Here is a 13,151-nt window from a genome sequence, read left to right as displayed (position 1 = left end):
GAAACAGACCGGGTATGGAAGACGACCGGACAAGATTCGCGGAGCTGTTCCGGCGACATTACGGCGCGGTGATGCGGTACGCGGCCCGCCGGGTCGGTCGGGAACGCGCGCCCGACGTCGTCAGCGAGGCGTTTCTCGTTGCCTGGCGACGCCTGCCGGACGTGCCGGTCAGCGAACCGCTGCCGTGGCTGTACGCGACGACCCGGCACCTGATCGGCAACGAGATCCGGGGCCGGGACCGGCAGGCGAGGCTGACGACCCGGCTGGGCGCGGTCACGGAGACGGTCACGGCCGACCACGCCGATGCCGTGATCGACCAGGTACGGGTCCGGCACGCGCTGGAACAACTGTCCGAAGCCGACCGGGAGGCGCTGCGGCTGGCCGCCTGGGAAGGACTTGACGCCACCGCCGCCGCCACCGTCATGGGCTGCAGTCGTACGGCGTACAAGGTGCGGTTGTTTCGGGCTCGGCGGCGGCTGGCGGCCGCGTTGGAACCGGCCCCGACCCGGAGGCCGGCGGACGCCGCGCTTTCTCCGCTGGCTCACGAAGGAGGATCATGATGGAGACCGACCGACTGATGCGCGATGCGGATCCGGTCGCCGACTGGCGGGTGGACGCCGAATCGTTCCAGGCCACGGCGATGCTGGCCGGCATCCTCGCTCAGCCGCAATCGCAACCGCAGGCCGACGCCGCGCAACCGTCCGGCATGCCAGCGGTACGGCGACAGCCCACCGCTGTTCGTCGCGTGCGGCACCGGCGGCTCATGCTCGGCGGGGTTGCCGCCGCAGCGGTGGCGGTGGCCCTCGCGGCGTCGACGGTCTGGCTCGACGGTCCCGGCGGGGCCACTCCCGCGTACGCGGTCACCACGAATTCCGACGGGTCAGTGGAGCTGATCGTGGAATGGGACCGGCTTAATGATCCAGCTGGTCTTGCCGCCGACTTGCGCCAGGCCGGCGTACCAACCGAGGTACGCGCCGGGCTGCCGGAGCGCTTCTGCCCCGGTGTCGCTGATCGGGGCTACACGAGTGAGGCGCTCAACCAACTCGGCCCCGAGGGCGAACCGGTCTCCACCGACGGCTACGCGATGCAGCCGGAGCTGTTCCCCGAAGGAAGCGTCCTGGTCATCTCGACGTACGCCGACACGCAGACACAGTTCTTCTACACGATGATGTACCTCGCGCCGGCCGACTCCACCTCCTGCACCCTGTCCGGCACGCTGGGCAGAACGCGCTACACCGGGCCCGGCCCGCACCCGACGAGGATCGTGTGGCCGCAGCCGGCCGAGTGAGCAGGCGAGTCCACGCGAGTCCACATCGAGGTGACGCTGACACACGTAATTCTCGCTTTTTAACGTGTGTCAGCGTCACCTCGATGGCCAGTTTCGGGCGTGCGGACGCGTGGGCAACGCCCGTCACGGGCCGAGGAGAGCCAGCGGCACGCCCGCGATATCGGCGCGGCGCCGGAAGGCGTGTTCCATCCTTCAACCCCTGCGGTTCGATCGCCAGCGGTGCGGGCCGGTAGGCCACGGCGGGGTCAGCCTGGGGTGAGGAGGCAGAATTCGTTGCCTTCGGGGTCGGTGAAGACCTTCCACGGGATGTCGCTTCGGCCGAGGTCGACGGGAGTGGCACCGAGGGTCCGCAGCCTGGCCGCTTCGGCTTCCAGGTCGTCATCCGGGTACGGGCGAACGTCGAGGTGGACGCGGTTCCAGCCGACTTTCGCGCCCGGCGTACGGACGAACTCCAGGTACGGGCCGACGCCGGCGGCGGAGCGCAGCCTCGCGGTGCTGGTGGTCACCTCGTACAGGGTCCAGTCCATGGCCCTGCTCCAGAAGCGGGCCATGGCTTGCGGGTCGGCGCAGTCGGCCACGACCGCGGCGATCGGCCCGGTGTCGAGGTAGATCGGCCGGGGCTCCAGTACGCAGAACTCGTTGCCTTCAGGGTCGGCCAGGACGGTCCACGGCACGTCACTTTGGCCGATGTCGACGGGGGCCGCGCCGAGCTCCTTCAGCCTCGCCACCAGTTCTGCCTGATGGGCTGCCGAGGTGGTGGCGAGGTCGAGGTGTACGCGGTTCTTCACCGTCTTGGGTTCGGGGGAGACGACCAGGTCGACGCAGACGGCGACGGGGTCGGGGTAGACGAAACCCTCGGGTTCGAGGTTGGTCACGCCCGGTCCCTCGCTGGAGACTTCCCAGCCGAGGACCGCCGCCCAAAAACCACCCAACGCGGAGTCGTTGCGAGCCTTCATGTTGATCTGCACCAGCCGCGTCGCCACGCTGACGATGCTAGACGGCATTCACGCTGGACAGATGGCTGTTGCTGGACGGCGGTACGGTGAGGTCATGCGGGCTGTCCGGGTTGGGCTACCCATCGCCGTGCTGTTCGTGGTCGCCAGCGCAACAGCGGTCGCCGTACCGTACGGCGGCGCCTATCGCCCTGAGTGATCCCTACACCTGAAGCGGTGCCACCGGGTAGGGAGGAGCGGTGGTGTCGAGAGTCGGCCGTGCCTCAGGCTTCATGAGGGTCCCGTAGGTTACCGTCCTCGGCGCTGTCTGCATCGGTACGGAACCGCGCCGCGTCCATCGCCGGTGCGTGCCCTGACCCGCCCGCGAACTGCTCACGGGTCACCACCCGGTGCCGACGGAGCGGGATCATCTCGCCTATGGCGATGCCGTTACCGGGGACAACGAACGACTCGTCCTCGCATCGCGCGCCAGCGCTGGTGATGTCTCCGCTGCGCACCAACTCCCGGATCGCCGCGGTCATCGCTGGTACGCCCGGCTCAGGCACGATGAGCTGGTCGACTGCCCAGAAGTAGCTGCCATTCGCGACCTCCCCTGTTTTCCTCCACCGCGCCAACAGGCGGCCGACCTCATCGACGGTCACGATCGTCAACGACCAGGTGGAGCCGTCGGGAAGGTCGACGAACGCGTCGACGGAGGCCACAGTGTGAACGGTGTCTGTGCCTGGGTCGATCAGGAACCGTGCCACGGACGTCGGCTCGGTGACGGTGGTGTACGGATCGCCGGTGTCCATGGACGCCAATCATGGCCTACCGCCGGGGTCGTCAGCGCGTCTCGTGAAGTGCCTGGTCGACGGCCTGCCGCAGCTGTACTGCCTCGTCGTCGTGGTCACAGAGCAGCAGCACGGTGAATGGGACGACCGTCCCCTCCGGTGGGCCGCCCGCGCCGGACCAGTGGCGAACTGCCTGGGCGAGGATGCGGAAGAGTGTGCGCTGGTCCAGGGCGCTGTCCGGCAGCAGCTGGTGCGCGTTGTCGACGATCACCAGGTAGCCGTCCGCCGACAGCCAGTGCAGATCTCTCAGACAGTCGGACAGCGCGTCCCAGTTCCAGCCGAAGTAGCTGGGGAAGAACAAGGCATCCGAGAAGTCGTAAAAGACCTGGTTGGCATCGGTGAGCCTCATGCCGTCAAGGCGGGCCACCACGAATCTGCCGGACGTCGGAAGCACTGCGGCCAACTCCACTGGGGATTCACGCTGGCAGACCACGAGTGAATCGCCGAGGCGGAGCCGCATTCTGCCGCTGTGCAATTCAGCGCACATGGACGTCGATCCCATCCTCGGTGAGCCAGTGCAGGAGCTGCCCGAAATCCGGGTCGCCGGCTGGGGTGGGCGGGCTCAGGCGCTCCTGAGCCACAGCCGAATGCCGCCAGACCAGCTTGAACGGCACTGCGGCTCCCCAGCCACCTCGCGCGCAGTCGTGGAGTGCGTCGGCGTTCGAGCCGAAGTAGCCGCCCGGCCCGTTGATTGCCTCACCGAGAGCGCAGTAGAACCCTTCGACGTCGGTGACGTTCCGCCCGTCGAGTTCGTAGGTGGTGCCGGCTGGCTTGTCAGCGGCGTCGTACCGGTGGTGGGCAAACGTCGTCACGGTCCACTGGTGACGGAGAGGGCGGTCGTAGCGTACCCAGTGACCGCGTTCGGTCGGTCGGCCGGAGCGCCAAAGTGCCCAGATTTGGCGTGCCCCGCCGGGCACTGGGTCGGTGATGGGGGTGTCGAGGGTTACATCGATCAGTCCGTCGCCCAGCGCAGACGGACGGACTGCCGCCACCGACCCATGGACGTAGGCTCCCGGCACGTGGGTCGCGCTGCCGTCGTCTGCCACGCTGGCGATGGAGGCACGGATTCGGCGACGCCACGCCGCCCCACCAGGGTTGCCGATCCCGCGAGCCAGCGCGTCCAGCGCACGCTCTAGCGGTGGCATGGGCTGGCATCCGATGAGTACTGCCGGCCGGGCCGTCGCCAGGGAGGCTGGCCCGCTGTCGTCGAACAGCCCGTCGATGTCGACGCAGGCGGCGATGGTCTTGCCCGGATCGTCTTCGTCGTCGTCGACCAGCAGCCAATGAGGCGGGAGCGTATCGTGCCAGAGCCGCAGCAGTTCACCAGGCTTTCCGCCGCCACGAAACATGGAGTGAGCCCTTCTGCGTAACGCCGCGAACACGTAGCGCATCTCTGTCGAACTTCCTACCGATGGGCTCGACCGCTTCGCCGACGACCCCGTTGCTACGGTGCGGCAGGCGATGGCGAGCAGCCCTCGCCTGCCAGCAGCGCGGATCACCGCGCTTCTCGACGATCCCAAACCGGTTGATGCCTCCGCAGCCAACCCGGCTCTGACTATCGACCAGCACCACATCCTGGACCGGCTCAACGTGGGCTGATTGGCGCTCGTCGGTGGATCAGTCGGTGTCGCTGGCAGCCAGTACCGCCAGTCGCCGCCGGTCCGGTGAGACCACCGCCAGGCCGATATCCCAGGCGATACGGTCGAACCACGCGGTGGAGCCGGCGAACGAGTACCACGAGCAGTGACGCGCCAGCGCCTCGACGTCACCGACCGGTGCTCCATGCGGAGCGCCGACCAGCGCCGCAACCGACCGCCACGCCAGCAACCGTCCGTACGCTCCGAACTCGCCACGGTTGTACGCGCCGCCGGTCGACGCCGCTGAGAACAACTGCCGCCACGCCTGCGGCGGCGAGTATGTGCCGAGCCCAGTCGTCATGCCCTGGGTGCACTCCAGATCGATGCTCAGCAGCGCATCGCCGACGGCGTCCGGCGGGAGGTCGTCGTCGAACGCGAACGTCCGTGCCTCGATACGGCCGTTGGATTCCTCGGCCCAGTTGTCGACCGCCGCGCTCAGCGAGACCGCCTCGTCGGAAGCGGTCGTCTCCTGCCAACGAGGAACAGCGCCATGCCCGTGAACAGGCTCCGCTGCCATGGCTGGTAGGTCCTGGCTTTCCCCTCCGATGTGGTACCGGGGACGGCTGGGGTGCCCTTCGATCGGAGTCAACGACAACGGCAGCCAGCCGAGCGGGTGATGGCGCCAGTGCGGCGAGACAGCCCACGGGTGATGCACATCGGCACCACGCAACACCAGTTCCTGCAGCAGGCAGGCCCGCAACTCCTCCGACCCGTCCGCATCGAATACGACGCCCAGGTCGGCGATGTTGTGGGCCGAAGCGAGCAGCGACGCGGCGTACCGGACCTGGTGGCGGTCCTGCACGACGGAGATCAACCGTACGGCCTGGTCGATCGCCCCCGGTGTCAGCGCCAGCAGCCGCAGCGTCCGATCGAACACGCTGCGGTACTGCCACGGGGCAGTCGTATCGCCCCCGTACCTGCGCCACACCGCGATGCCGAGGTCCGCGACGAAGCTCGCGTCGTCGGCCCGGAGACGCTTCTCGGCGAGCGCCAGGACTGCCGTCACGTCGCCCAGCTCGGCGAGGCCAGCCACGATGCTCCGGGGATCGTCATCCACGCCGAGGACTCTAACCAGCGATCATCCGCTGCACCGGACGGGCGATCGGCGGCGTGATCAGCCTGGGGTGAGAAGGCAGAATTCGTTGCCTTCCGGGTCGGTGAAGACCTTCCACGGGATGTCGCTTCGGCCGAGGTCGACGGGGGTGGCGCCGAGCGCCCGCAGCCTGGCCGCTTCGGCGTCCAGGTCGTCATCCGGGTACGGGCGAACGTCGAGGTGGACGCGGTTCCACCCGACCTTCGCGTCCGGCGTACGGACGAACTCCAGGTACGGGCCGACGCCGGCGGCGGAGCGCAGCCTCGCGGTGTCGTCGGTCACCTCGTGCAGGGTCCAGTCCGTGGCCTCGCTCCAGAAGCGGGCCATGGCTCGCGGGTCGGCGCAGTCGACCACGACCGTGGCGATCGGCCCGGTGTCCAGGTAGATCGGCCGGGGCTCCAGCACGCAGAACTCGTTGCCTTCCGGGTCGGCCAGGACGGTCCACGGCGTGTCGCCCCGGCCGATGTCGACGGGGGTCGCGCCGAGCTGCGTCAGTCGTGCGACCAGCTCCGCCTGATGGGCCGCCGAGGTGGTGGCCAGGTCGAGGTGTACGCGGTTCTTCACCATCTTGGGTTCGGCAGACATGACGAGGTCGATGCAGACGGCGACGGGATCGGGGTAGACGAAACCCTCGGGTTCGAGGTTGGTCACGCCCGGTCCCTCGCTGGAGACTTCCCAGCCGAGGACCGCCGCCCAGAAACCACCCAACGCGGAGTCGTTGCGAGCCTTCATGTTGATCTGCACCAGCCGCGTCGCCACGCCGACGATGCTAGACGGCATTCACGCAGGACAGATAGCTATCGCTGGACGGCGGTACGGTGAGGTCATGCGGGCTGTCCGGATTGGGCTACGTATCGTCGTGCTGTTCGTGGCCGCCAGCGCCACGGCGGTCGCCGTGCCGCTGATCCGGGCCAGCGTGTCAGCCAGTGAGCCGGACGGTCGGCCGGCTGCAACAGTGGAGCAGTTCGTGTGCGCGCAGGTGGCGTCCAGCGTCGATGACTACTGCGATCGCATCGCCGAGGATCTCGGCCGGCGTACCCCGCTGACGGACGACGAGCGGGTAGCGGCACAGCCCCGCCGGCAGACGCTGCTGGACGGCTTCGTCCGCGAGCTCGGCGCAGACTGTCCCGGGCCGTTGGAGCACTGTCGGCTCCCGGCCACGACACCGGACGCGGTCCGGCAGGCGCTGGTCGCTTCCGGCTTCAACGACCCGGCGGTACGGCCGGCCCGGTTCACCGACCCTGCCCCGGCGGGGGCCATCCTGTACGCCGTACCGGTCGGGCACGCCTGCCTGCTCGGCTACGTCCGGTCGGAAACCGCCGCGCCGCCCCTCATCGTGGGCCGCCTGCCCGACGACGTCTGCCTGTCGCTGTAACGTCAGTTGGCCTGCGATGCTGAATGATGGTCGATGCGCGGTGGCCTGAGAGGATAGTCACGAAAGGTTGCAACCGGGCCGGTGAACCCAGTGCATGAGCCCGGGACTCGGCCCGCAGACGACAGCGCTGCTACCAGGGATTTCATAGCATTGGACAATTCCACGATTTAGACGCGCTTCCTTTCGTCGATGCGTTGCCGGTTCAACGTATGACCGGTGGGGCCGATGCTGATTGCTAGATTCCCGGGTCGAATCGCTACCTCGCCGGTGGGTCCGGAAGAAATTTGGCCCAATCCGGCCTGCAGATCTGCTTCGAGTCCAGGAAGCTTCAGACGTATAAGTGAGGGAAGAAGAACGGCGATCGCGACGAGGCCGACAAGGATGGGTGTGATAGTAGTGATCATGACGTCGGTTACGCGGTCGGACAGGAAGAACGCTGTCCACATGACGGCGAGAAGTATTATCGCGACGCTGGCCACGGTTATGGTGCCGAGCGTAGTTGTGCGGGCGGTGCGGCGCTCTCGTTCGAGGAGTAGTGCGAGCCGCTGGGCGTCTACGTGGCCGTTGTCGATACTTAGGCAGCGGCGCAGGTGTCGAAGGGCGTGACGGCGGGATCGGGCGTCACTGAGGGCGGCTGGAGCTGTCCCGCTCAGCCGCATTTTGCATATGGCGGCGACGTAATGAGGGTCGGGTTCACCAGCCGGGGAATCCTGGATGGCCTTGACGGCCTCCGCGTAGGCTTCAGCGAAGATATCGTCACTGTGTGTTGTGTCGGCTTGTTGGAAAAGCAGTCTGGCGAGGGCAAGGTGCAGGCGCCAGGGCCTGGCTGCTGTTCTGAGCGCTTCGCGCAACACGTCTTCTGCGTCGCGCGTCTGCCCCAACTTCGTCAGGGCCTCGGCGAGCCCAAGGGCAGCGACCTGCGTCGACGGCGCAAGCCGCAGGACACTACGGAAGTTCCGGACTGCCTCGTGGGCCTCATCGGCGAGTAGGCGTAGATGTCCCATTTCGATCAGCGCCGAAATGTTTGACGGGTCCTGCGAAAGCGCCGTGCGGAGGTGCTCATCTGCCTCGTCGAAGCGGCCAAGCTGCGCGTAAAGCGCTGCGAGGTCGGTATGGCTGCCCTTGTGTGGATCGATGCTAATCGCCTGCGTGAGGTGGTATTCGGCGGCGGGTAGCCGACCGAGGCGGTAGTCGATAACTCCGAGACATACCAATACGGCGGCGTCCTGCTGCTCGTCGAGCAGGCCGAGACAAAGCTCCTCGCCGCTCTTCCACTGGGCGGGTTTGTCCTGTCGCACCAGTGCCCATGCGTTGGCTAGTCGATATTCTCGGTCATACGGCACCAGTTCGACCGCTCGACTGAAGTGTTCCTCTGCGGCCACGTAGTCGCCGCAGGCGAACTCTACCCATCCCAGACCTGTGATCGAGGCTGCGCGTTCGTGGTCTGACTCAGCTGAGCGTTCCAAACTTGTGAATGACGCTCGTGCTTGCGAAAGTCGATCGGTGTCGTGCTGAATCCACGCCAGTTCCATGACAAGCGCCCGAAGGTAAGGTTGTTGCTGGGCCATGGGTGCGACTAACCGCTCGGCCTCAGCATAGCTGCGTAGTGTCCGCAGCGCTGCCGACTGGCCGGCTATCACTTGTGGCTCACGCGGGTTGTAACGCCCAGCGTCCCGATAGCAGGCGAGGGCGTCCTGCGTTTGGAGCCGATCCTCGAAAACACGCCCTAGGCATACATGTAGAAGTTCAGCTGCGGGTCGAAGGGTCAGTGCCTCACGGACGCACTGCTCGGCATCCGAGTACCGCCGCATTCGGCGGAGAACGGTCACGCGGTACTCGACCGCCTGAGTATGGCCGGGATCAATAGCAACGGCTCGGTCGAAGATGGTAAGCGCACGCTGGTCATCGTACTGATCGGCATATACTTGCCCCAGTTCAACGAGCGTGTCGACGCTATCTGGCCTAACTCTGGCGGCCTGTTGCGCAGCCTCCAAAGCGCCGGCAAAATCGCGGAGCAACCGCTTGATCCGGATCTGTGCCGACAACGCATCCTCGTCGTACGGATCGATCGTCAGCGCCTCCTGCACTCGGACGAGGGCACCTCGATAATCACCCCTTCCTTCAGCGATGCTCGCCAATTCTAACCGCAGTTCTGGTGTGTCGGAGTGTCGGTTGATGGCGTCTTGGGCGGCGTTGGTTGCTTGGGTGAATCGCCGTAGGCGGCGTAGTGCGGTGATTCGCGAGGTCAGTGCCCATTCGTGTTGAGGGTCGATGGTGAGGGCGTGTTCGTAGGCGGTTAGTGCGGCTTCGTAGTCGTGCTGGTCGTTGTGGATGTAGCCGAGTTCGATGTGTAGGTCTGGTGTGTCGGGGCGTCGGTTGATGGCGTCTTGGGCGGCGTTGTGTGCTTGGGTGAATCGCCGTAGCTGGCGTAGTGCGGTGATTCGCCACTCTAGTGCGGTGGCGTTGTTGGGGTCGATGGTGAGGGCGTGTTCGTAGGCGGTTAGTGCGGCTTCGTAGTCGTGCTGGTTGTTGTGGATGTAGCCGAGTGCGATGTGTAGGTCTGGTGTGTCGGGGCGTCGGTTGATGGCGTCTTGGGCGGCGTTGTGTGCTTGGGTGAATCGGCGTAGGCGGCGTAGTGCGGTGATTCGCGAGGTCAGTGCCCATTCGTGTTGAGGGTCGATGGTGAGGGCGTGTTCGTAGGCGGTTAGTGCGGCTTCGTAGTCGTGTTGGTCGTCGTGAATTATGCCGAGTGCGATGTGTAGGTCTGGTGTGTCGGGGCGTCGGTTGATGGCGTCTTGGGCGGCGTTGTGTGCTTGGGTGAATCGCCGTAGGCGGCATAACGTGGCGATTTTCCAGGTCAGTGCCCATTCGTGTTGAGGGTCGATGGTGAGGGCGTGTTCGTAGGCGGTTAGTGCGGCTTCGTGGTCGTGTTGGTCGTCGTGAATTATGCCGAGTGCGATGTGTAGGTCTGGTGTGTCGGGGCGTCGGTTGATGGCGTCTTGGGCGGCGTTGTGTGCTTGGGTGAATCGGCGTAGGCGGCGTAGTGCGGTGATTCGCGAGGTCAGTGCCCATTCGTGTTGAGGGTCGATGGTGAGGGCGTGTTCGTAGGCGGTTAGTGCGGCTTCGTGGTCGTGTTGGTCGTTGTGGATGTAGCCGAGTTCGATGTGTAGGTCTGGTGTGTCGGGGCGTCGGTTGATGGCGTCTTGGGCGGCGTTGTGTGCTTGGGTGAATCGGCGTAGGCGGCGTAGTGCGGTGATTCGCGAGGTCAGTGCCCATTCGTGTTGAGGGTCGATGGTGAGGGCGTGTTCGTAGGCGGTTAGTGCGGCTTCGTGGTCGTGTTGGTCGTTGTGGATGTAGCCGAGTTCGATGTGTAGGTCTGGTGTGTCGGGGCGTCGGTTGATGGCGTCTTGGGCGGCGTTGTGTGCTTGGGTGAATCGGCGTAGGCGGCGTAGTGCGGTGATTCGCGAGGTCAGTGCCCATTCGTGTTGAGGGTCGATGGTGAGGGCGTGTTCGTAGGCGGTTAGTGCGGCTTCGTAGTCGTGTTGGTCGTTGTGGATGTAGCCGAGTTCGATGTGTAGGTCTGGTGTGTCGGGGCGTCGGTTGATGGCGTCTTGGGCGGCGTTGTGTGCTTGGGTGAATCGCCGTAGCTGGCGTAGTGCGGTGATTCGCCACTCTAGTGCGGTGGCGTTGTTGGGGTCGATGGTGAGGGCGTGTTCGTAGGCGGTTAGTGCGGCTTCGTAGTCGTGTTGGTCGTCGTGAATTATGCCGAGTGCGATGTGTAGGTCTGGTGTGTCGGGGCGTCGGTTGATGGCGTCTTGGGCGGCGTTGTGTGCTTGGGTGAATCGGCGTAGGCGGCGTAGTGCGGTGATTCGCGAGGTCAGTGCCCATTCGTGTTGAGGGTCGATGGTGAGGGCGTGTTCGTAGGCGGTTAGTGCGGCTTCGTGGTCGTGTTGGTCGTTGTGGATGTAGCCGAGTTCGATGTGTAGGTCTGGTGTGTCGGGGCGTCGGTTGATGGCGTCTTGGGCGGCGTTGTGTGCTTGGGTGAATCGGCGTAGGCGGCGTAGTGCGGTGATTTTCCAGGTCAGTGCGGTGGTGTTGTTGGGGTCGATGGTGAGGGCGTGTTCGTAGGCGGTTAGTGCGGCTTCGTGGTCGTGTTGGTCGTTGTGGATGTAGCCGAGTGCGATGTGTAGGCGGGGTGTGTCGGGGCGTCGGTTGATGGCGTCTTGGGCGGCGTTGTGTGCTTGGGTGAATCGCCGTAGCTGGCGTAGTGCGGTGATTCGCCACTCTAGTGCGGTGGCGTTGTTGGGGTCGATGGTGAGGGCGTGTTCGTAGGCGGTTAGTGCGGCTTCGTAGTCGTGTTGGTCGTTGTGGATGTAGCCGAGTGCGATGTGTAGGCGGGGTGTGTCGGGGCGTCGGTTGATGGCGTCTTGGGCGGCGTTGTGTGCTTGGGTGAATCGGCGTAGGCGGCGTAGTGCGGTGATTCGCGAGGTCAGTGCCCATTCGTGTTGAGGGTCGATGGTGAGGGCGTGTTCGTAGGCGGTTAGTGCGGCTTCGTAGTCGTGCTGGTTGTCGTGGATGTAGCCGAGTTCGATGTGTAGGCGGGGTGTGTCGGGGCGTCGGTTGATGGCGTCTTGGGCGGCGTTGGTTGCTTGGGTGAATCGCCGTAGGCGGCGTAGTGCGGTGATTCGCGAGGTCAGTGCCCATTCGTGTTGAGGGTCGATGGTGAGGGCGTGTTCGTAGGCGGTTAGTGCGGCTTCGTAGTCGTGTTGGTCGTTGTGGATGTAGCCGAGTTCGATGTGTAGGTCTGGTGTGTCGGGGCGTCGGTTGATGGCGTCTTGGGCGGCGTTGTGTGCTTGGGTGAATCGGCGTAGGCGGCGTAGTGCGGTGATTCGCCACTCTAGTGCGGTGGCGTTGTTGGGATCGATGGTGAGGGCGTGTTCGTAGGCGGCCAGTGAGGATTCGTAGTCGTACAGGTCGTCATAGAGGTGGCCCAGTTCTACCCAGGGCCTCGCGTCGCCTGAGCTACCCGCGATCATGTTATTGAGAAGGAGATGGGCCTCCTCAAATTTCCTTAGGGAGCGGAGTGCCTCGACCCGAACCTGCAATGCGGCAACGTCGAAGGATTCATCTTCCGGAACAGGCAACTCGGCCAGAACGCGCTCGAATTGGTGGCGGTCGAGTAGACTTCTAACCCACTCAGTTTGGGCCTTTTGGTGGATTAGCTTGCTAGTGGTTGCCAAGGTATCGGCTTCGTCGTATTTCCGCAGACGTCGCAGCCCGTGTAGTAGCCAGACCAGGCCGACTGGATTGCCCGCATCGAGAGCGTATGCCTCCTGGAAGTACGACAACGCTTTGCCGAACTCGTATTGGTCGACCAGTAAGCGCCCAGCTGCAACGCGGACAAGAACGCTGCGAGGGAATGCTTCGCATGCGTCGACAGCAAGCCTCCCGGCATCTCCGTAGCGACGACAGAGGCTCAAGCTTGCGATTAGCCATGCAGCGACATCGGCATCCTTGTGTAGATCGTACGCTCGGTGAAGTGTTACAGCTGCATCATCTGGCCGATATAGGGCGATCAGTAGCCTGCCGCGTGCGACAGCCGCTGCCGGGGGTGACTCCTGCCAGTCTTTCAGCGCTTCCTCTAACAGGCGCAATGCCTCCGCGAATCGGCGCTCAACTCGGAGCCCGTCGATGCGCTGCAACAAGTCATCTACTTGCTCGTTCTTGCCCTGACTGCGGAAAAATCCTCCAGCGTTCGTATCAACTGATCCTTGAGTTGCGGGTTTAGTCTCGATCGGCTCGTCAAGCACGGGCACCCCACCTCGCATCGTTTGTGAACAATCATTCACGACGAGAAGTGCCTCGGCTGTCGGATGCGCGACTCATGACCCCAATCGCTACACAGGGACAAGCTGGTGTTGCTGATCATGGGTGTCGAACAAGCGCCCAGCTGCCGCAATGCCTGCGCTACCCAG

At 64.9% G+C, this 13,151-nt stretch carries 12 protein-coding genes; 5 read left to right on the top strand and 7 right to left on the bottom strand.

The annotated features are described in order from the left end of the window. Positions 1 to 14 precede the first annotated feature (14 nt). Together O7629_RS23785 and O7629_RS23780 are read left to right on the top strand one after the other, a co-directional pair. On the top strand, positions 15 to 560 hold the full coding sequence (locus O7629_RS23785) for an RNA polymerase sigma factor (protein WP_278171892.1): 546 nt from the start codon (positions 15 to 17) through the stop codon (positions 558 to 560). Continuing rightward, entirely contained in the window at positions 560 to 1,288 is a 729-nt protein-coding gene (locus tag O7629_RS23780; protein WP_278171891.1) for a hypothetical protein, read from the top strand. The genes O7629_RS23785 and O7629_RS23780 overlap by 1 nt, the downstream gene beginning before the upstream one ends. Before the next feature lie 245 nt (positions 1,289 to 1,533). On the opposite strand, the gene O7629_RS23775 is transcribed toward O7629_RS23780, so the two are convergent. Beyond that, positions 1,534 to 2,271 carry a VOC family protein gene (locus tag O7629_RS23775; RefSeq protein WP_278171889.1) on the bottom strand — a complete coding sequence of 246 codons (738 nt, stop codon included), beginning with the start codon at positions 2,269 to 2,271 and terminating at the stop codon, positions 1,534 to 1,536. Positions 2,272 to 2,305: 34 nt separating this feature from the next. Between O7629_RS23775 and O7629_RS23770 the strand changes: the two genes are divergently transcribed. Then, positions 2,306 to 2,440 carry a hypothetical protein gene (locus O7629_RS23770; protein ID WP_278171888.1) on the top strand — a complete coding sequence of 45 codons (135 nt, stop codon included), beginning with the start codon at positions 2,306 to 2,308 and terminating at the stop codon, positions 2,438 to 2,440. 64 nt (positions 2,441 to 2,504) lie between these two features. Here the strand turns inward: O7629_RS23770 and O7629_RS23765 are convergent, their stop codons facing one another. The 3 genes from O7629_RS23765 to O7629_RS23755 form a co-directional block, all read right to left on the bottom strand. Then, a complete protein-coding gene (locus O7629_RS23765) occupies positions 2,505 to 2,987 on the bottom strand; it encodes a hypothetical protein (RefSeq protein ID WP_278171886.1) in 483 nt (160 codons plus the stop codon). Positions 2,988 to 3,063: 76 nt separating this feature from the next. Next, positions 3,064 to 3,420, bottom strand: coding sequence for a barstar family protein (locus tag O7629_RS23760; RefSeq protein ID WP_278171884.1), 357 nt, complete (start codon positions 3,418 to 3,420; stop codon positions 3,064 to 3,066). A 127-nt stretch (positions 3,421 to 3,547) separates the two neighbouring features. Then, complete coding sequence (locus tag O7629_RS23755) at positions 3,548 to 4,462, bottom strand: barstar family protein (protein ID WP_278171882.1); 915 nt, start codon at positions 4,460 to 4,462, stop codon at positions 3,548 to 3,550. A 70-nt stretch (positions 4,463 to 4,532) separates the two neighbouring features. On the opposite strand from O7629_RS23755, the gene O7629_RS23750 reads away from it, so the two are divergent. Then, on the top strand, positions 4,533 to 4,670 hold the full coding sequence (locus O7629_RS23750) for a hypothetical protein (protein WP_278171881.1): 138 nt from the start codon (positions 4,533 to 4,535) through the stop codon (positions 4,668 to 4,670). Positions 4,671 to 4,688: 18 nt separating this feature from the next. Here O7629_RS23750 and O7629_RS23745 read toward each other — a convergent pair whose 3' ends face one another. Both O7629_RS23745 and O7629_RS23740 read right to left on the bottom strand, forming a co-directional pair. Further along, complete coding sequence (locus O7629_RS23745) at positions 4,689 to 5,765, bottom strand: DUF6183 family protein (protein ID WP_278171880.1); 1,077 nt, start codon at positions 5,763 to 5,765, stop codon at positions 4,689 to 4,691. A gap of 57 nt (positions 5,766 to 5,822) precedes the next feature. Beyond that, on the bottom strand, positions 5,823 to 6,560 hold the full coding sequence (locus O7629_RS23740) for a VOC family protein (RefSeq protein ID WP_278171878.1): 738 nt from the start codon (positions 6,558 to 6,560) through the stop codon (positions 5,823 to 5,825). Positions 6,561 to 6,627: 67 nt separating this feature from the next. Between O7629_RS23740 and O7629_RS23735 the strand changes: the two genes are divergently transcribed. After that, a complete protein-coding gene (locus O7629_RS23735; protein WP_278171876.1) occupies positions 6,628 to 7,176 on the top strand; it encodes a hypothetical protein in 549 nt (182 codons plus the stop codon). A gap of 167 nt (positions 7,177 to 7,343) precedes the next feature. Here O7629_RS23735 and O7629_RS23730 read toward each other — a convergent pair whose 3' ends face one another. Beyond that, positions 7,344 to 12,986, bottom strand: coding sequence for a tetratricopeptide repeat protein (locus tag O7629_RS23730; protein WP_278171873.1), 5,643 nt, complete (start codon positions 12,984 to 12,986; stop codon positions 7,344 to 7,346). Positions 12,987 to 13,151: the final 165 nt, after the last annotated feature.

It is taken from the genome of Solwaraspora sp. WMMD792, assembly GCF_029626105.1.
Classification (GTDB): Bacteria; Actinomycetota; Actinomycetes; order Mycobacteriales; family Micromonosporaceae; genus Micromonospora_E.
This window is presented reverse-complemented; position numbering and strand designations above follow the sequence as displayed.